The organism is Bradyrhizobium sp. CCBAU 051011 (assembly GCF_009930815.1).
Classification (GTDB): Bacteria; Pseudomonadota; Alphaproteobacteria; order Rhizobiales; family Xanthobacteraceae; genus Bradyrhizobium.
In genome coordinates, this window is record NZ_CP022222.1 from 8,218,876 (window position 1) to 8,237,998 (window position 19,123).

Annotated in this window: 14 protein-coding genes and 5 pseudogenes; 10 read left to right on the top strand and 9 right to left on the bottom strand. The window is 57.7% G+C overall.

All coding sequences use genetic code 11. The features are described 5' to 3' along the window. Positions 1-165 precede the first annotated feature (165 nt). A pseudogene (locus ACH79_RS45330) lies at positions 166-298 on the top strand (IS5/IS1182 family transposase); the annotation flags it as partial. Positions 299-782: 484 nt separating this feature from the next. Here the strand turns inward: ACH79_RS45330 and ACH79_RS38745 are convergent. From ACH79_RS38745 to ACH79_RS38755, 3 genes are all read right to left on the bottom strand, one after another. Next, positions 783-2,948 (bottom strand): peptidase domain-containing ABC transporter, encoded by a 2,166-nt coding sequence (locus ACH79_RS38745; protein ID WP_161855526.1) that lies wholly within the window; start codon positions 2,946-2,948, stop codon positions 783-785. Between the two features lie 31 nt (positions 2,949-2,979). Further along, the gene (locus tag ACH79_RS38750) at positions 2,980-4,065 is read right to left on the bottom strand and encodes an HlyD family secretion protein (protein ID WP_161855527.1); all 1,086 of its coding nucleotides are present in this window, start codon (positions 4,063-4,065) and stop codon (positions 2,980-2,982) included. Positions 4,066-4,224: 159 nt separating this feature from the next. Then, positions 4,225-4,377: a hypothetical protein gene (locus ACH79_RS38755; protein ID WP_161855528.1), complete on the bottom strand. Its 153-nt coding sequence runs from the start codon at positions 4,375-4,377 to the stop codon at positions 4,225-4,227. A 970-nt stretch (positions 4,378-5,347) separates the two neighbouring features. Between ACH79_RS38755 and ACH79_RS38760 the strand changes: the two genes are divergently transcribed. From ACH79_RS38760 to ACH79_RS38790, 8 genes and pseudogenes are all read left to right on the top strand, one after another. Next, positions 5,348-5,497 carry a hypothetical protein gene (locus ACH79_RS38760; protein WP_161855529.1) on the top strand — a complete coding sequence of 50 codons (150 nt, stop codon included), beginning with the start codon at positions 5,348-5,350 and terminating at the stop codon, positions 5,495-5,497. Positions 5,498-5,739: 242 nt separating this feature from the next. After that, positions 5,740-5,889 (top strand): annotated as a pseudogene (locus ACH79_RS44555) (transposase); the annotation flags it as partial. Then, the gene (locus ACH79_RS38765; protein WP_246738312.1) at positions 5,859-6,926 is read left to right on the top strand and encodes an IS3 family transposase; all 1,068 of its coding nucleotides are present in this window, start codon (positions 5,859-5,861) and stop codon (positions 6,924-6,926) included. The pseudogene ACH79_RS44555 and the gene ACH79_RS38765, both read left to right, overlap by 31 nt. A gap of 1,117 nt (positions 6,927-8,043) precedes the next feature. After that, positions 8,044-8,523 carry a hypothetical protein gene (locus ACH79_RS38770; protein ID WP_161855531.1) on the top strand — a complete coding sequence of 160 codons (480 nt, stop codon included), beginning with the start codon at positions 8,044-8,046 and terminating at the stop codon, positions 8,521-8,523. A 284-nt stretch (positions 8,524-8,807) separates the two neighbouring features. Further along, positions 8,808-9,523, top strand: a pseudogene (locus tag ACH79_RS38775) (IS5 family transposase). A gap of 86 nt (positions 9,524-9,609) precedes the next feature. Beyond that, positions 9,610-10,030, top strand: a pseudogene (locus tag ACH79_RS38780) (IS5 family transposase); the annotation flags it as partial. A 169-nt stretch (positions 10,031-10,199) separates the two neighbouring features. Then, positions 10,200-11,549, top strand: coding sequence for an IS5 family transposase (locus ACH79_RS38785; RefSeq protein ID WP_161853446.1), 1,350 nt, complete (start codon positions 10,200-10,202; stop codon positions 11,547-11,549). A gap of 24 nt (positions 11,550-11,573) precedes the next feature. Beyond that, positions 11,574-11,930: pseudogene (locus ACH79_RS38790) on the top strand (IS5 family transposase); the annotation flags it as partial. 22 nt (positions 11,931-11,952) lie between these two features. Here ACH79_RS38790 and ACH79_RS38795 read toward each other — a convergent pair. From ACH79_RS38795 to ACH79_RS38815, 5 genes are all read right to left on the bottom strand, one after another. Then, on the bottom strand, positions 11,953-12,189 hold the full coding sequence (locus ACH79_RS38795) for a hypothetical protein (protein WP_161855533.1): 237 nt from the start codon (positions 12,187-12,189) through the stop codon (positions 11,953-11,955). A gap of 51 nt (positions 12,190-12,240) precedes the next feature. Beyond that, on the bottom strand, positions 12,241-12,684 hold the full coding sequence (locus tag ACH79_RS38800) for a hypothetical protein (RefSeq protein WP_161855534.1): 444 nt from the start codon (positions 12,682-12,684) through the stop codon (positions 12,241-12,243). Between the two features lie 1,196 nt (positions 12,685-13,880). After that, positions 13,881-14,255, bottom strand: a complete 375-nt coding sequence (locus tag ACH79_RS38805; protein ID WP_161855535.1) for a hypothetical protein — start codon at positions 14,253-14,255, stop codon at positions 13,881-13,883. A gap of 579 nt (positions 14,256-14,834) precedes the next feature. Then, complete coding sequence (locus ACH79_RS38810) at positions 14,835-16,181, bottom strand: type II toxin-antitoxin system HipA family toxin (RefSeq protein WP_161855536.1); 1,347 nt, start codon at positions 16,179-16,181, stop codon at positions 14,835-14,837. Then, the gene (locus ACH79_RS38815; RefSeq protein ID WP_225670154.1) at positions 16,171-16,449 is read right to left on the bottom strand and encodes a helix-turn-helix transcriptional regulator; all 279 of its coding nucleotides are present in this window, start codon (positions 16,447-16,449) and stop codon (positions 16,171-16,173) included. Before ACH79_RS38815 ends, ACH79_RS38810 begins: the two co-directional genes overlap by 11 nt. Before the next feature lie 566 nt (positions 16,450-17,015). Between ACH79_RS38815 and ACH79_RS38820 the strand changes: the two genes are divergently transcribed. Continuing rightward, the gene (locus tag ACH79_RS38820; protein ID WP_161855537.1) at positions 17,016-17,288 is read left to right on the top strand and encodes a hypothetical protein; all 273 of its coding nucleotides are present in this window, start codon (positions 17,016-17,018) and stop codon (positions 17,286-17,288) included. Positions 17,289-17,628: 340 nt separating this feature from the next. Here ACH79_RS38820 and ACH79_RS38825 read toward each other — a convergent pair whose 3' ends face one another. Continuing rightward, complete coding sequence (locus tag ACH79_RS38825; protein WP_161855474.1) at positions 17,629-19,077, bottom strand: IS4 family transposase; 1,449 nt, start codon at positions 19,075-19,077, stop codon at positions 17,629-17,631. Between the last annotated feature and the right edge of the window lie 46 nt (positions 19,078-19,123).

Below are 19,123 nucleotides of genomic sequence, written 5' to 3' on the forward strand. Positions count from 1 at the left end.
CAGGTGCCCATCAAAGAATCACAAGCGATTCTAGCGACTCAAGTTTTTCGGCTCAGTGCACCTCAAAAAAATGTGGGTAATCGTAAGCTTCGCCGGAGGAATACACAGCTCGTCGCGCTGATCCAGGAAAGTCTGTCGGTGGCGCACAAGACTGGCGCGATCGGCCCCAAGGACCTGGAGCGGGTGGTCGTTGCAGCCCAAGGCAGTTGCGCATCCGACCGACGCGCGGCTGATGCATCGGGCCATCATCAAGCTCGTTGGGCTCGCCAAGCGAGGGACGATCCTGGCAAGGTCTTCATCAAGCCCGAGTTCCTCTTTCAACTGCTGATGCGCCTGTTCGCAAATCCATCGTGCCTTGCCTCACACAAGTGGGGCGGAAAAAAAAGAATCAACGGACCGCCGCCTCAGCCTAGCCTGCCGGCCGTACGCCACGCGATCGTCGGTCTCATACTTCGACCGCTATCTCAGCAATGCCCACACTGCAGAAGACGAAGCCGTGAAAAACAGTACCGTCAGTGAATCTGCCAAAGTAGTGCTAGGTTGCGCGCAAGCACGCCATGTGGACGCGCGGCGACCGTTAGGGAGCGCCGATCGCCTCGAGCCAGCCATTTGAAATCGTCGTGTTCGTCATTCATCACAGGAGGGCCGGGGCGCCGAGACGTGATGATCAGGTAGTGCCTGTGTCGAGCCTGTCGGCATTATCTCGCGCCAGCCAGCGATGCCCAGGCATCGACCCGCAACCAGAGCTCGCGAACAATTGGGCCCAATGTCGCGATGAACCATCAGCTGCAACTTAAGCCTCCTCCGGTTTGCGTCTGCCACAAGCGAGCATAAGCGCTTTCAGCCAACAGATCAGTATGCCTGCCTTCCGCAACGATACGGCCCCTGTCCAAAACGACTATCTTGTCGGCACCACGGATCGTGCTAAGCCGGTGAGAGATCACTACGATAGTCTTGCCGGCCCGGCGCAAATTTTCAAGGAGCCGGTGCACAGTGGCTTCGGCAATTGAATCGAGAGAGGCGGTCGGTTCGTCTAGGATCAGGATTTCCGGATTCCGGTATAGAGCCCGTGCCAACGAAAGGCGCTGCTTCTCACCGCCAGACAACCTTATGCCATTTTCGCCTAGGTTGGCCTGGAAGCCTCCGGGCCAATGCTCGATTACCTCGCGCAGCCCAGTTTGGTCGCAAATTTTCATGATCCTCTCGATCTCCGGTTCGAACTCGTCAAGTGCGATGTTCTCAATCACCGAGCCCGAGAATATGTCGGTTGATTGCGGTACCGCAGCAACAAGCTTACGCAGGGATACGGCCGAGAAGTGCCTGAGGTCATGGGGGCCGATCCGGATACATCCCCCCTCAAGCGGGTAGATGTTCTGCAGCAGCGCTGCAAGGGAACTCTTGCCGGAGCCGCTTTCCCCTACCACGGCCGTCATCTCGCCTCTGCGAAACGTGACGCTGAGATCTTGAAAGAGCTTGGGCTGTGCGCCATGACGAAACGTGACATTCTCGAAGCTAATATCACCTAGACCGGATTTTGTGACATCAGCGCCTCCGTCACGTGCCGGCTCAAGGTCAAAAATCTCAAACAGGCGATCCGCCGCGATAAAGGCGTCCTGCACAACTCTGTTAGTTTGGATCAGGTTGGTGACTGGGCGGGTGATATAGCCGAGCAGCGCATAGCACGAAAGCAGTTCACCCGGAGTGACGGTCTGATCCAGCACAAGCGTCGTACCGAACCACATCAGCAGGATCGTGAACAGAGTTGAGAGGAACGTAGAAGCGTTGTCTCCAACGATCGAGATGAGGCCGGCACTGTAGACCGACTGCAGCGTCCTAACGAAGCGGGTCTCCATCTTAAGGCAGGCACTGTTCTCCATCCCGAATGTTTTGATCGTAGAAACAGCTCCGAGTGTTTCCACCAATTGCGCCTCCAGATCGGCGGCATTCTCCATGATCGCGCGCTGGCGCTTGCTATTCAGCCGATTAGCGGCCCAATATACCAGCGAATATAGAGGAACCGAGATTGCCGCCACCACAGCGATCTTCCAGGAGTAGAGGAACATCAACCCGAACGAGAACAGTATGACCATGATGTTGACGAAGATTGTGATGGAGACCTCGTTCAAGAAGCTCCTGATTTTCACCGCGTCGTTCATCCGGGAAACGATTTCTCCCACTCGCATGCTATCGAAGAACTTTTGGGGTAAGCTTAGGATGTGATTGTAGTAGCTGAGGATTAAGCACACATCGATCTTCTGCCCAGTTTCCAGGACGAGCCGGCTTCTAAGGAGACTGATAAGGATTTGTGGCACCAGGATCAGCAACATCGCAACGCTCATGAGGTTCAGCAAGTTGCGGTTGCCCGATGTAATCACGTGATCTACGATCTTCTGTACGTAAATGGCCGTCGAGAGACCCAGAATGGTGGTTACCAGTGCGCCGACGATCGCCTGCGCCAGCGCAGCTTTGTGTGGCGCAAGCAGTCGGGCGAAGCGAAGAAGAGTTGAGGTGGTCTCATCGCGGCGCTTGAAGGTATCTGCCGGAACCAGGAGCACCAGGACACCGGTCCACTGCTCTTTGAATTCTTCATGCGACAGCTTTCGAATTTCACCAAAAGCCGGGTCCATCACGGTGACGCACCTCGCGTCGATCGCCTGGACGACCACGAAGTGATGCAGGACGTCCTTGATGATCACATGCGCAATAGCGGGCTTCGGGACCTTGTACAAGCTGTCGAAGCTGCCCTTGACGCCTTTAGCAATGAAGCCCAGCTTTTGGGCCGCCTGCAAAAGACCCGCCACCGTAGTGCCGGAGCGGTCGGTTGAGGCAAACTGTCGGACACGAGACAAGGGCAATTTGCAGCCATAGAAGGCTCCAACAGAAGCAAGGCTGACAGCCCCACAATCCGTCATGTCCCGTTGCTTCAACTTGATGATCTGCCTCGACATAGTGGCTCACTGGCTCTCGAATAATCAATAGTTAGCGGGCAGCCAAGAGGGGGTTGAGCCAATCGTCGAACTCAGTGTAGAGGAGTTGCAGCAAAGTGCGCTCAGCGACGAGGAAGCGGGCTCGCACAGTCATGCCCTTCTTCAGATGACCAATAATTCCGTTTTTGAGTACAAGGTAACTGCGAGAGAGCTCGCAACGGACCTTGAAGACCGGGTTCTTGTCCAGGAGGATGAAGTCCTGCGCCACGTTTAGCACTTTCGCGTCAATTCCCCCCCACTGATTGTAATTGAAAGCATCGACCTGGAGCCGCACCGCCTGCCCCAGCTGCACGAAGCCGATGTCTTTGGGAGAGACGTAAATTTCTGCCACCAGTTCGCCTTCAGGCGATATCCAACCCACGGTTTGCCCTGCCTGGACATAGCTGCCTGACGACAGGCCAGAGAATTGCTCGAGCGCGCCGGACACGGGAGCGCGAATGCGGCTCAGGTCGCGTTCGCTCTCAAGTTGGTGCAGACTCGCAGTGAGCTCCTGAAGGCGGAGGTTTGTATCGAAGAGCTGCTGATTCCATTCGGCGGATTTGCTCCGGGCAAGGATCTCGCCTTTTACCTCGAGGCTCTGCAGCGCCAAGGTCTTTTCCTCAACCGCCTTGGCAGGCGCTGCAGCAACGGAGAGGAGACGCTTGGCCCGCTCGAGCTCCACCGCGGCATTGCCGCGGGCATATTGGTTCTCCCGCAACAGATTGAGAAAATGCAGCCGCTCGGCCTCGGCGGCCTCGGTCCGGAGGCGGATGGGAGGTTCGAACTGCGCGCCAGAAGAGATCAGGGCCTGGAGATCGATGGCACGATCTCGCTTCAGACGGATTTCGTTCGTTAGCGTACCGATTTTTTCCTCAATGACCTTGTCGTCGAGAACTAGGATCTCCCGGCCTTGTTCAACCCGATCGTTCTCGACCGCAAGAACACGGGAGACGCGCCCGGAAAGCGGCGCAATCAGGGGAGTCTTCTCAATTGTGGGACGAATAGTACCGGCACTTTGAACAGAAAGCGTGACAGTAATGATCGGCAGCGACAACATGGTCGCAACGACAAACAGTACTAGCAGCCTGTAGATTGCCAATGATCGCCCTGATCCTCGCGACAGGATACTCTCCGCGGTGCAACCGACCACTTCCGGAGGCAGTAACGCATCAGTCATAGTAATCACGCTATAGTGCGATTAGCAGGCCCAACATGCCGATCTCGCTTGAGCACCTTCGAGGGATGCGCCACCTATCATTCACCGGACCAAACGATCAACGCCCATCTCCCATGCAGCTACAGCTGCGAACATGCCTGCTGCAAACAATCCGAAGACCCGCCCTCCCGAGGTCGCGACTGCTTCGCCAACGGAGAGTTCGGCCAGATTGTAATATGGCACATCGAGCTTCATTGTTTGTCTCATCCTGAATGGGGAACAGTGCAGGTCGGCAGCTTGCTCGGTCACCGAGAGACGGTAAGGAAATCTCAGACCCACAGCGCCCACATTCGTCCTGCTCCAGAGCGACGAACTGTTAGCGACGCACGTTGAAGAGGTATTCCAGCCGTAGCTGCGGCGCGAAAGCCCTTCCGTCGCAAAGAACTTTTATCATCATGAAGAGAGCCAGCCTGGAGGATAGGTAGCTCCGCCACAGACTGGCTCCCTAAGTGGCTTTTCTGCGCGTGCTACTTATGCGCTCTGAGGCTGCTCGGGCGGGCAGAAAACTGGCTCGATCTTATAAGTACCTTCTGGAGTTGGCGTAATTAGCCAAGCGCACGGATCTTGCCCTCCCGCAGCAGCACACGCTTCCTCGAGAGTCAATTCGGTTACACCATAAGCTGACATATTCATGCTTTTTCCTTTCGCACAGTCGGCGGTCAGGAACTGCTGCCGCCAACGCAGGGTATTCAAATCTCGTGCCAAGCGCTCAGGAAAGCCAGCAATAAGCGGCTCTGCGTCCGCAGAGGCTTAACCGAACTGTGCTGCAGACCGCGCGAACATTACGTCGCATGTCAAGTCATGGCATTCTTGTCGCAAACGCGACCCTATTTGTTGCTGATGCGGCTCCACAGCATATGGCAGCTGCACGTGCCGACCGGCAGACAAAGCCCGAGTGTCCGAACCGGGCAAGACAAATAGATCGCAAAAACGAAAGGCCGGCGCGATGGCGGGCTCCATCATCTTCCCTAGCTTGCTGCGCTCAACTAAACTACTGAACTCGAGGCCGGTCGTGATGTCCGCCGCCCTCCAAGCGGTGCGCAGAGACTTGCTCGGAGTGGAAGGCCGAAGCGAGCGCATTGCATTAAGCTATCGAACAGCTTTCTTCTTGGCGTAGTTGGCACGGTCTTTGATAGCTGCTCCTCATACAGAAAAGGAGACAACAATGAAGACCGATATGTCAGCCTTTGGCGTAACCGAACTAACTCCTCAAGAAGCATCTGCAACTTCGGGAGGCTGGTTTTGGGCGATCGTGGCAGTGTTGGCGGGCCTAGCAGCATCCATCGCCGCTGGCGGCCTCTTGCCTAAATCTTGAAGCCAAAAAGAGAATGTGGTCCTAGCTGTCGCGGGATGCTGCCGCGCCTGTGCGTTTTGAACCGCAACTCTAGGAAGCGGGTCTTGGTCGCATGGAGTTAGAGCCCATCTGATCGAGCGCTCCTAATAGCGGCAACTTTGACTGCCAAGCTGGAGGCTGAGCGGGGCGCGCTCACTGACTGACCTGCCACTGAGTATTTCCTCCAGAAGGAGTTAGAGTCCGGCCCGAAGAAGGACGGACTGGTGAAGCGAGCAAGGTTCACGGAAGAGCAGATTATCGCGATATTGAAGGAGCATGAGGCTGGGGCGAAGACGGCTGAGCTGGCTCGCAAGCATGGGGTCTCCGAAGCGACGATCTACAATTGGAAGGCCAAATTCGGCGGCATGGACGTTTCCGAGGCGAAGCGGCTGAGGGCCTTGGAAGAGGAGAACGCGAAGCTGAAGAAGCTTCTGGTCGAGCAGATGCTCGATACGGCCGCCCTTCGCGAGCTGCTTTCAAAAAAATGGTAGGGCCCGCCGCCAAGCGCGCTGCGGTCGCGCACCTGCAGGCCGTCATGAGCCTGTCGGAACGGCGGGCCTGCTCGATCGTGGGCGCGGATCGGAAGATGATCCGTTATCGCTCCAGCCGCCCTGCGGACGCGGCTCTGCGCGGCCGGTTGCGCGATCTTGCCAACGAGCGGCGGCGTTTCGGCTACCGCCGGCTGTTCGTCCTGCTGCGGCGGGAGGGCGAGCCATCGGGGATCAACCGGATCTACCGGCTTTATCGCGAGGAAGGGCTCACCGTCCGTAAGCGGCGGGCTCGCCGCAAAGCTGTGGGGACCCGTGCCCCGATCCTGGTCGAGGCAAGGCCCAACGCGCGCTGGTCGCTGGACTTCGTCCACAACCAGTTCGCCAACGGGCGGCGCTTCCGCATCCTCAACATCGTCGACGACGTCACCAAGGAATGCCTGGGCGCCATTCCGGAGACGTCGATCTCGGGGCGGCGTGTTGCCCGCGAACTGACGGCAATCGTCGAGCGACGCGGCAAGCCAGGAATGATCGTGTCCGACCATGGCACCGAGTTCACCTGTAATGCCATGCTCGCCTGGAGCAAGGACACAGCGATCGACTGGCACTTCATTGCGCCGGGCAAACCGATGCAGAACGGCTTCATCGAGAGTTTCAACGGCCGGATGCGCGACGAGTTGCTCAACGAAACCCTCTTCTTCGATCTCGACGACGCCCGCGCCAAGATCGATGCCTGGGTCGCCGACTACAATCTCCGGCGGCCTCACTCGTCGCTGAAATACCTTACCCCAGCGGCCTATGCCGCCCACCTCACCGCAACGGACGATCGGCTACGCAACCCGGACCAGCTCCGCCGATCGCCCGTTGCTCCACCCGCGCCACTTGGCGTACAAAACCCCGAGACTCTAACCGCCGCTGGATGAAAGTTCAGTGGCAGGTCAGATGCCTTTGGCCATTTGGAGGCTCTGTTGAGCCACCTGTTTGGGTTATAGAGAGCCCTTGAATGAAATAAGATGTGAGCTTCTACGAACCGGAATTGACCAAATGTCAATGCCGGTCAAGCCGAGGTAATAGAAGGTAACTCAAGATACGCAGGCAGATGATGGCTGCGGTTTACAGCGGCCGCGCTCCCGCATGGCCGAACAGCGATGCTTCGAAGTGGCTCCCTCGCTGTCAGCCGCGCAAACGTCGATCGCAAGCGTCATGCGCGCCTCATAAGCACGATTTCCTCCGCGGAGGGTAGGACGCCATTGCTCGCTATTATCGCTGAAGCCCCGAATTATCGAGATTTGCGTCCCGGCCTCTCTCAGGCAACGCCTCGTGTCGCAGTCAACTATCAGCTTAGGCAGTTGATCGAAATGACAAACATAGGATTAAATTGATTCCAGGGAATGCGTTTCGCTGAACACCTCACATCCGTAGTTTTCAAGCGCGGGACTAAGGCAGGTGGCCAGGGCGGGATAAACCGAGCTTCCAGATCTACGCCATGGCTTGACGAGGAGCCGCAATTTGCCGGCGAGAGCTGCCGTGTATTGACCCGTCACGTCGTCCTCGCGAAGCATTTCGTCCTCGGGTTGACCAGGCGAACGGAGCCTGATGCCCCTGCAATTCCATCGCGCTGTCGAAGATATGGAAATATGGAGTGCGAGCAGCGACGGCTATTCGTTCGTGATCAGCTTCCAGAGCCCGACCGATCCTGGCTTTCGCGGAAAAGGTTGGGCTACATCGCCTCGTCGCGTCCGCTTGACCAGAGCCGTGGCTCGATCAGGATTGTCGGCTCGCCGCTCCAAAGTACTGAGGTCGAGGATGCGTGCAACAGCATGCTGAATTACCACCGAGACTGACCTGATTTCCGCTTGCTGAAAAATTGGAGCCTCGTAGAAAATGCCGCGGTCGCTCCGAGTGCCGCCCAGGATACTCGATCGAATCTCACCACACTCATTATGTAAAGGCTTTGGAAAATATGCTAGGAGCCGCTGCAAAACCAACCGAAGTCGATCCTTAGGAAAAGTCACTAGCGGGAATCATGAGTGGTGTACAATGAGCAGCAGACACCTTGACGATGAGTACGACCGCGAGGAGGCCGAAGCGATTGCCGCGGCACTTTACCTCACGCCCGATGAACTAAATGAAATCGAGTATGCGATACACGAGATCGCCAACGACGACGGGCTGGTTTACGGATACGGCGTAGAGATCAAAGAAGGAGCCCCGCAGTACATCCTCGACAAGCTCGCGCGGCTGCCCAGGCGGGGCCACTTAGTGCTGATCCATTTGCATGGATACGCCTGCGACGCAGATCAAGAGCAAATGGAAATTGCGAGAACTACCGTTTACAAAGTGAAGCTCTACAACATCGCTACCGATGAAGTGGTTATCTCTCGGCGTATGGCCACCCAGGAGGGCGCAGCCAAGATGGGAGGGTGGACGATTGAAGGCACGGGCCATGTAGTTGACGTAACTGACCTAGAACCCGGAGAGGAATGGACACCTCGCGATTTCGATCCGATCAAGATATGACGTGCTCACGACTGAGCATCGGCTCATTTGGCTAGCGAAGCACTTTTCCTTCGGAACGCTGTTGGTAGCGGCGTCCTCGGACGCATGCTGACGCTGGCCAGGCGGGCGCTTGATCAGAAGCAGCATCAGCGGGGACCGAACGTCTATTCGCTGCGTCTACTGTCTAGGTGGTGTGGACTCTAAGGATTCCCTTTTAGGAGCAAATCAGATTCAAGGCTGCTTTTTGGGAGGCAGTCTTGGGTGTGATGGACCGGTTGGTTTTAAGCGACGCGGCGTGGGAGCGGATGGCGCCGCTGATCATAGGTCGGCCTGACCGGAAGGGTTCGACCGGACGTGACAACCGGATGTTCGTGGAAGGTGTGCTGTGGATCGTGCGGACGGGCTCTCCCTGGCGTGATCTTCCGGAGGCGTTCGGGGATTGGAACAGCGTGTTTCGGCGTTTCAGTCGATGGAGCATCAAGGGTGTTTGGTGGCGGATCTTCGAGGCGATGTCCGATGATCCGGACTTCGAGTATCTGATCGTCGATTCCACCATCGTCCGGGCGCATCAGCACGCCGCTGGGGCGAAAAAAGGGGGTCTGAAGATCAAGCGCTCGGCCGCTCGCGCGGGGGCCTGAGTACCAAGATACATATGGCCGTTCGCGGCTTGGGATGTCCGGTGCGGTTCACGCTTACCGCAGGTCAGAAGGGCGATGCCCCACAAGCCGCCGCATTGATCGAGGGATTACCCGCCGAGGTCGTCATGGCCGATACCGCCTATGACGCCGATCACCTGCGCCAGGCCATCGCCGCCAAGGGGGCGCTTGCCGTCATCCCCAACAACCCGTCACGGGCGCTCAAATATCCGCTCGACAAGCATCTCTATGCCCAGCGCCATCTCGTCGAATGCTGCTTCTCGAAACTCAAGCAGTTTCGCCGCGTCGCAACCCGCTTCGAAAAGACCGCTCGAAATTACCGTGCCGTCGTCACTCTCGCTGCCATCGTCCTATGGATGCGATAAGTGTCCACACCACCTAGGCGGTGTGGACTCTAGGGATTCCCATTTAAGGGCAAATCAGATTCAAGACTTCTTTTTGGGAGCAAGTCTTGAGTGTGATGGACCGTTTGGTGTTGAGCGACGCGGCCTGGGAGCGGATGGCGCCGTTGATCATTGGTCGACCTGACCAGAAGGGGTCGACCGGGCGCGATAACCGGATGTTTGTGGAGGGGGTCCTTTGGATCGTACGCACGGGCTCTCCCTGGCGTGACCTTCCGGAGGTGTTCGGCGACTGGAACAGCGTGTTCCGGCGCTTCAGCCGGTGGAGTGTCAAGGGTGTTTGGGCGCGCATTTTCGATGCGATGTCCGATGATCCGGACTTCGAATATCTGATTGTCTGATTGTCGATTCCACCATCGTTCGGGCTCATCAGCATGCTGCCGGGGCGAAAAAAGGGGGTCTGAAGATCAAGCGCTCGGCCGCTCGCGCGGCGGCCTGAGCACCAAGATCCATATCGCCGTTCGAGGCTTAGTCGTGCGTGAAGAACTTCCAAGCCATTGAGCGGGAGTCGAATTTTCTGGCGAGAGGCGTTTTGAGATTGCAAGCTTTCGGGCTTTGGGGGCCCAAAAGCTTGCAATTTTGCTTTTGAGGATTCCGTCGAATCGCGGGTCATGATTCCTTCGGTGGACCGGAGGGAACGATGAAGCCAAAGGAACGACGCGACGGCGGCCAAGCCGATCTTCTGCGCTCGCGGCTGGACGCGATCATCGACTTGAACCATGCCCTGGTAAAGCTGGCGCGGACGATCGACTGGTCGTTCCTCGAAGAGCGGTTCGGCGCGGTCTACGAGGACAAGCCGGGCCGGCCGCCGCTGCCGACACGGCTGATGGCGGGCCTGGCCATCCTCAAGCACACCTACGACCTCTCCGACGAGGTGCTATGCGAGCGCTGGGTGGAGAATCCCTATTACCAGTTCTTCTGCGGCGAGGAGTTCTTCCAGCACCGCCTGGTGTTCGACCGCTCCTCGTTGACGCGCTGGCGCCAGCGTATGGGCGAGGAGAAGCTGCAAGCCCTGCTGCAGGAGAGCCTTGCGGTCGCCACCAAGACCGAGGCGATCAAGCCGTCCGACCTCAATCGGGTCATCGTCGACACCACGGTGCAGCCCAAGAACGTGATGTTCCCAACCGATGCGCGGCTCTTGAACCGGGCCCGCGAGATCCTGGTTCGGCTAGCCAAGGGCGCCGGCATCAAGCTGCGTCAGTCCTATGGGCGAGTCGGCAAGTTTGCCCTGATCAAGCACCAGCGCTATGCCCATGCCAAGCAGTTCAAGCGCGCCAATCGGGCCTTGAGGACGCTGCGAACCTATCTCGGCCGCGTCATCCGCGACATCGCCCGCAAGCTCGACGGCAACGTCGGCTTGTTCGATGGGGTCGCGCTCGACCGCATGCTGGCGCTGGCGCGATGCGTGCTCGACCAGAAGCAGCGCCAGCGGGGCCCCAAGGTCTACTCGCTGCACGCGCCGGAGGTGGAGTGCATCGGCAAGGGCAAGGCTCACCGGCCTTACGAGTTCGGGGTCAAGGTCTCCGTCGCCACCACGCTATCGCACGCCAAAGGCGGCCAGTTCGTCACCCATGTGAAGGCGCTGCCCGGCAACCCCTATGATGGTCACACGCTCAAGATCGTGATCCCGGAAATGGAGGTGCTGATCGGCAACATCATCGAGCGCCTCGTTCTCGACAAAGGCTATCGCGGCCACAATGCGCCACCCGACTACAAGTTCAGGGTGTTCATCTCAGGCCAGAAGCGGCGGGTGACGCCAAAGATCAAACGCGAGCTGCGCCGGCGTTCCGCCGTCGAGCCGGTCATCGGCCATCTCAAATCCGAGCATCGCATGGGGCGTAACTACCTGTGGCACCGCCAGGGCGATGCCGCCAATGCCGTTCTCGCCGCAGCGGGCTACAACTTCCGGCGTCTCATCCGCTGGCTCGAGCTCTTGTTGCGCCAGTTCCTCGCCCAGCTCACGGTCCGACTTCAATTCGTCCCGAGTTGAAATCCGGCGTTCTTCACGGCCGACGGCTTAGGCTGTCCTGTGCGGTTTACGCTGACCGCAGGTCAGAAAGGCGACGCACCGCAAGCATCGGCCCTGATCGACGGATTGCCCGCTGAGGTCGTCATGGCCGATACGGCCTACGATGCCGATCACTTGCGCCAAGCCATCGCTGCCAAGGGTGCGATCGCCGTCATTCCCAACAACCCATCACGGGCACTCAAGCACCCGCTCGATAAGCATCTCTACGCCCAGCGCTATCTCGTCGAGTGCTGCTTCAACAAGCTCAAACAGTTCCGCCGCGTTGCCACTCGCTTCGAAAAGACCGCACGCAATTACCTCGCCGTTGTCACCCTCGCAGCCATCGTCCTATGGCTGCGATAAGTGTCCACGCTGCCTAGCCTTCTCACCGACGCGGCGGACAGGCGGGGCAATCTGGTCCCGCCGCCTCCACTCCAGGCAAGGCGCCGAGAGCAGCCCTTCCCATCGCATACAACGCAGGGGTGACCTTCAGCTTGAGGCCCTTCGCCTCGCACTCATCTGCGAATGCTTTGAGGGCTCCCTCGCGCTCCAGCATCGAGAGCACGTTGAAAACCGTCTCCACAGTCAATTCAATGTCCTTGCTTCCTGCCTGGCGTGCCATGACGTCTTCTCCTTCTATACCGGTACTACGGAAATCGCCCGATCCCGGTGCCTAGTCGCACGAGTCATCCTGCGTATTGAAATCTCGCTGGCGATCCAGCGCAGCTGACGCGGCCGCCTTCGAAGCCTCCTTCGGTGCGAGCGAAATTCTTCCGATCTCGTCGAACCGCGGCAATCCCGATTTGTTCGGCGGAAGACGGATCAGGATTATGATCGTGTGCATATCCTGTCGGCTGTTGTCCAAATTCACTGCGAGATTGGATGGGACGAACTTGCCAGCTACCGGATTTAGCTGGGTTGATGGATCGAAATTGCCGGTGAACTTCGTCGTGAAAGTAATCGTGTCGGTCATCTGGGCGGTGGTGTAGTCGTTGTTTTCGCCCGCGAGATTTCCGAGCTGGTTCTGTACCAGGAAGCTATGCACAAGTGATCGAATCTTGAGCAGCCCGGCGGCGGGATAGATGGCATTAATCTGCTTAGGGACAATGTCGCACATGCCCTCTGTACTAAGTCGTGCGAGGCTATCAAAACTATCGTAGACCCTGAAGTGCCGCTTAACTTCCCTGGTTCGGTCGTTTTTTGCGGTAACGCCAATCTTGTCCGTCCACTAGAAAACGTCTTCAGGAGAGTAAGATCGATTCCGTTGCCGTTCACCTCCGTCGAGTCGATGGTGAAGTCGTAGCTGATCGAGGTATCCTTGTAGAAAAGGAAAGGATCGCGACTCTCTTTTACGAAGTAGTTCCAGTTGAGACTGCGGAAATACTCAGGCCGCGCGCGAAGCGTGTCGATCAATTCATCCTTGGTCATCCGCTGATACACGAACGGGCTTTTCGCGGCAGCAATGTTCGCGATGATCTCCTCCCTGATCGCGTCGCGCGTCTGGCATCTAATGATTGTCGCGATCTCTTCGCTGGCGAAACCCGTGGTATCTTCCGGCAGCGGATAGATAGAGCAGCCACCTGTTGCCAGACATAACAGCGAGAAGAACGCCCGGCGAAACATTGGCGTACCCCGCAAGAAATAAAAATAAGCCCGCAAGTCCCGTCCCCCTTCGACGCATCATGGCAACTCTATCGGTACCAGCGCTGGGGCAATCTGAGAGCAGGGGAAATCCCTAGGTTGCATCCCCGGAAGCGTGTTCAAGCCGTTTTGGTGTGCTGGGACATAAAAGAGTGTCAAAGGACACAAAGAGTGTCACGTTTTTCGGCGCGGAATCTACCGAAAAACACAACTCAAGATAAGAAAAGAGCGAGGCAGAGGCTATTTCAGCCGATTTTTTGCGCATTGCCGCGGCCGGACCGATCTGCTTGCCCGATGTGCATCCGTCCGCGACTAAGCGTGATCCGATCGATTTCGCCGGCCGTTTGCACCGCTCGCCCGACTGCTAACGTGACCCCGACTTACGCACAAGCCTGACTCCATAGCTTGTCACTACAGGTCGTGATCTCAGGGGCATTCAGCTTGCATCGAAGCTGAGTCAAACTGCAAATGCCTAGGTCCGGGGCTACCCGACAATACCTGCCAAAGTGTCGCCCAAGGCTGCTTTTCCAAGCATGGACGGCGTGATTTTGGCCGTGCGTTCATGGTTAGAGCCAGCCGCTGATAACGGTCTGGTTGCAGGTTCGAGTCCTGCCGGGCGCACCAGTGAATCAATGGCTATGCGGACACTTTGAGAACGACTCGATTTCCACTTTAAGAGCGACTCGATTTCGTTTTGAAAACGACTCGATCTTTCATCTCACTGACGCAGCTAACGATTTTCGCCTCGATTTTTTCGCCGATTTCGGCGCGCGAAAAAACCGAGGGGGGTCTAATCAAGCTGACAGCGGCATCAGAGTTGCGCGAAAGTGCCTTGATCTTGCCCCAAGCGCGCGGCCGAGCGCCGTGCTCTTCGTTGTCGTTGGGATGATCGTCTTCAGCGGGCTTTCGGGCCCATTCAATCAGGTGCTGAGGTTTTCGGATCGTCGGCCCCTCACCGCCGTGGGTCGCGCTCGTCGGCCGCACTTCGCCGGGATTCGCATAAGATGCCTTATGCGAAGTCGATTGCCCGCCGACGATCCGTCGCATTATCGCAGATGACCTTCTTACCGAAACCCTGCGCGAGGGTGGCATCACCGCGGCGGAAAACGAATCCAGCGTGGTTCTCTACGGCCAGATCGACGGCCGAAACATCTTTCTGACGGCGGACGCGGATTGAAGGCTTTGGGGGCGGCCGTATCGTACGGGAACGCCATTGGTCTGCAGTTCGGAACCGCCCTAAACGTGTTTCGGGTGCCGCATCACGGCAGCCGCAACAACATCTCCCCTACGCTTCTCAATCGGATCCTGGGGAATGTCTCAGGCTTTGGAACGAGAAATTCCATTGGTTGCGTCATCTCGGCGGGGCCTGATGATGAAACTCATCCCCGGCAAGTCGTGGTCAACGCGCTGATACGACGTGGTCTCGTGCCGCAGGATACAAAGGGAGGTATCCTTCTGTTCAATCACGGCGTACCGAACCGACAAGGTTTCGGTCCGGCTCAAACGCTGCAGTTCGCGACCAGGGTGGAGGCCTACGATTGACGCGATGATGTCGGCATTTTCTTGATCCGGCCCAGATCTGACATGTGCCACGCGGGTGATGGTTTCGCACCCGGGCCCCGGCGGTCACATCCGATTTCCCACTGTGGGAAGCTCTTCCGGGTCGTCGGTCGCGATCGTCGGGTCATTCAGGTCGTAGCTGAAGCCTTCGTACACGAAAGCGCTGTGGATGAGCTCGCAGTCCCTTTCGCTGACACCAGCCTGGCGGGCGACCGCGTACCAGGAGGCGCCGACGGTTTCGATCATGCCGTCGATGATGCGAGTAGCCTCCTCCTGCGAGACGAGAAATCGCTCGCTTTGGGAAAGCAGATTGGTGCGGTTGGCGTACCGGCCCCAATCCCCGAAAGCCATCGCGAGATCACGGCGCTCCAGCGCGATCATCGGGTTCGGCGTCAGATCGTAGGCAGGCGACAGCGACCAAGCCGTATCCTTTGCGACGATCGCGTGATTCCGAGGATGGTCGTCGGTGTTCGAAATCAGCGTATTGAAACATACGCGACGGAAGAGTTCCGGAAGATCCCTGGTCTGACTTGCCGTAGCGGCCCGCCGGACTTCGTCGGCGAGCAGCAGATAGGACCATTTGCGGCGCTTGTCCGCAGTATCGGGCGAGTCGTCCGCATCGATAAGCGTCAAGGCGCTCACCATTCGGCTACGCAAATATCCTTTCTCCGTTTTGTGACGGTCGAACCGCTTCACCAGGAGCACGTCGCGAGTACCGACGGTGGTCAATCGACTTTCCGCGCACGAAATCCCGCACGAGCGCGCGAGTGTCAGCATCGCATGCTCGACGCGAGGATTATTCCACCGGTCGTCGGGATGCGAAAATTTGGCTACCCAAAGCGCATCCTCATCTTCGACGGTCGCCTTCGGACGCGCGCCGCCCATGGACGTTCCGGCATTCAGAAGCGCTTCGGCCTGTTCGGCGTCGGCACCCGCGGGCTTTGGAGCATCCGGATCCCTCTCCGCCGCGACGATCTGGTCGGCGAGGTCGATGAGCTTGGCCAGATCGATAGTGCGATTGAATTTGCGCATAGGTGCCGGCGGTTCGACATTAAGACCGAAGCCGAGCGCGCCGGCGCGGTCGTCGGGCGAATTGAGCAGATACTGAATCTCTGTCGGTGCGACGTTGCCCAGCCGCTTCTCGATCAGTTTCCGCCCCCAGGCGTCGGGAGAACTGTCGCGAAGCGCTCCGAAGTTGCCCCGCAGCTTGGTCGTCCGGAACACCGGCACTTGAAGCTTGAGTTCGACCGGGTCGAATTCGACCCGGTCGTTTCGCGAGAGGTAGCTCTTGCCATAGACAAATTGGCCTACCGCCGTCCCTTGGCGGCCCGTATCGAGTTGGTACCTCCCGGCGATGACCGGTTCGGTTTGTCCTGGCAGCGTGATGTAGACGAAGCACTCCTCAGAAGGCATTGCTGGGCCCTCCTCCGGTTCGCGCGCGCTCGCGCTCTTCGAGGCCGCTGAGGGCCAGTCCCTCTTCGTCGGTCTTCGGGTCGGCCACACCATCTAGCGTCTGAAGCAAATTCATGGCCCACAGAGCTGCGACGTAGATGCCCGCGCTGGTACCGAGCTTGCCCTTTTCTGCGTCGGAGAGCACATGGCGATCCACACCGAGTTTTGCGGCGAGCTCTGAAAGGCTGAGGTTGCGCCGAAGCCGCGCCGTCCTGAGCTTGTTACCCAAGTTTTGCAGAGCTTCTTGGACAGCAATCGGCGGGGCATTTGTGAGTGCGCTGCGGGGCGGCATGGCGTCTTAAGGCTCCCTTATCCAGGTTAAAGGCGTCTCATGGCTCCAAAAAGATAGGCCTGCCTCAGTCAAAAGTCAAGCCATTGGAACCATAACCTACCCTAAACTGCCTTAAGGGCGCCTTAAGATGCCAAGAGGTTCATATTTGAGGTGCCCACGGAGCCGACCGCGCCCCCAGCCAGGCCGACAGGTTACGGGACGCTTCTCCACTCGCGGTTTCGGGCTCAAGCATCTGGAAGTGGCGTCCTGCGGGTGGCGATCAGAGTCGGCACTTCTTCGCACCCTGCGTTGACTCGATGGCATCGAGACCTACTTGTCTGTAATCGGCTTGCTCCATCTGCCGGCGAGAACAACAGTCGACTGTCTAACATGAACGAACCGCTCGAACGTCCGGTGAAGCGCATTCCGCCCGAACTCGCGTCGTTCGTCCGCGCGGTTCGCGAGGCACTTCACCGGAGATATTCAAGGCGGAGACCATCGCCGACCGTGAAGTCGCATGGCATGTGCTCGACGTGCTCGCAGACGCCGGCATTGGAATCCTCGCGTACAGCCGCATGCTGCTCGGGTTCTTCATCACGTTCGAGCCGCCGAGCCTGTATTCGGTGCTGGCGACGCTGAAGAGGGTCAACCGCCACAAAGGATACGTCCAGAAGCTGTACCCGCAGATCAAGGCACCGAGGTCCACTACGCGCCGGCGGACACCCCTCAATACAAAGCGATTTGCGAAAGGCTGTTCGGCACCATCAACCAGGGCTTGGTCCATATCAGCCTTCTGATCCTATCCGCGTCATCGCATTCCAGAGTCCCGGCGAGACGACGCACAAGGGCGGTCACTGACCGACCATCATGGGGGAGCGGGAACCCATAGCGTGAGTGGTCGTCGTATCGCTTGAACCATAGAGATAGCCGGACCGCCATGCGCGAGAAGGGGTCGGCTTCCCCTAGCCGCTGTGCGACGTCCGATAGTTCAGCAGCCGCCGACCCAAAGGTCGTATCGTTCAGCAATCGTCTCGGATCGGTCTCCGGGAACGCGGAGAAGACCTTTCGCTTCTGGGTGTCCTGTTGGCGCTCCATAGTACGCATACGACGAAGCTTACGATTACCCACATTTTTGAGTCAGAGTTTTGCTCCCGTTGCGATATCGATGAATCGCGATAATCCGCGCCACATGATCAGATTCCCTGGTGGCGGATCGTTGGCGCGGGCGAGATAGCCGCCGAGCCTGGCGATCTTGATGAGATAATGCGACAATGTTTTTCGTTGTGTGCTGACTGGATTCTTGTCTTTGACGAGCCGATCAAGCAATTGGATTTCAGCTTTGGTCAGCACAAATTCCGGTGAAGCATTTGGCGCTGAACGATTGAGCATCGTCATCCAAAAAATGCGCCAGCTCACAACGCAGAATACCGAGATCAGATTCGTCAATCGCTGAGCAGTCCGCAGTTGCGAGTCCTCTGCCCTACAGCCGGATTTGAGTATCTTGTGGAAGACCTCGATCTTCCATCGCAGGGAATACCATTCGAGTTTCTCGATCGCATCCCCGCGCGATTGCACCGGAAGATCGGTCAGGAGTTTCCATTCAATCTTTTTTCTGTTCTTTGGCGCTCCTCTTTCATCAGCGTGGATCACCGTCAAAGTCAAAGCTGGATACCGCGACTGCTTGCCTATCGGTGGCAGAATACGGATTTTGCGATACCGGATTTCAAGAACAGCCTGATCTGGATTGCCCTTGCTATCCTGGACTTCGATCCGGTGGAGACCTTTGACCAAGACCTCATCCATTATCGTTGCAACGGTATGATCGCCATCGCCTGCCAGGCGATTGACACAGGTCCTTACCAAGAAATGCGTTCCAACCTCTTGGGCGGCGCAAAACAATTCATAAATATCGGCCTCACGATCACCGATATGGATGCATTGCGATGGCTTCTCGAAAAGCTCCGTGGATTGCTTGAGGTTCTCCAGCCACCGAATGCTCTCCTTGGTTTCAATGGGGATCCGTGTCAGGTTGACCTCGCGCCTGAGCGCAGCGACCCCTCTGAATTTCTTTCTGGTCCAGAACTTCACAGCGCTGAGCCCCAGTGGAAGCCCATCGAGGGTCACCGCAAGGCTCGAATGCATCAATATTCCGCATGTCGTGTACGTTTGGGGTTTTCCGTCCAATCTTCGAGAGTTGCTTTTGGGGATGCGCTTAATCATCCCGATCAGATCCGGGCGCTCCCTTTGATAGGTGAATTCGGTCGTATCATGCAGAACAAGAACAGGTCCCTTCGCAGCCGCGATGCGTTCCCGCGTCGATTTAAAATGACCAGACAGAATGTCGGCCTCGCTTACTCGTTCATTGGAGAAGAAACGATAGGCCGCCTTGGTATTCGCCCAGTCTTGGCAAACCATAGGAATGCTCTGGCCGACGTCTCCACCAATCTGCTTCAGCAGCATGCGAAATCTCTCGCCAAGCCGAGCGTCCTGGAATTCGCACAGCGCAGCTTCACGGTCAAACCAGGTCACCGCGTCAGACGCCGACCGATGCGCCTTCTCATCCCGGGCGCGTGAAGTCAGTCCCATAGAGCACCTCTTCTCGAATCAGGTGCCCATCAAAGAATCACAAGCG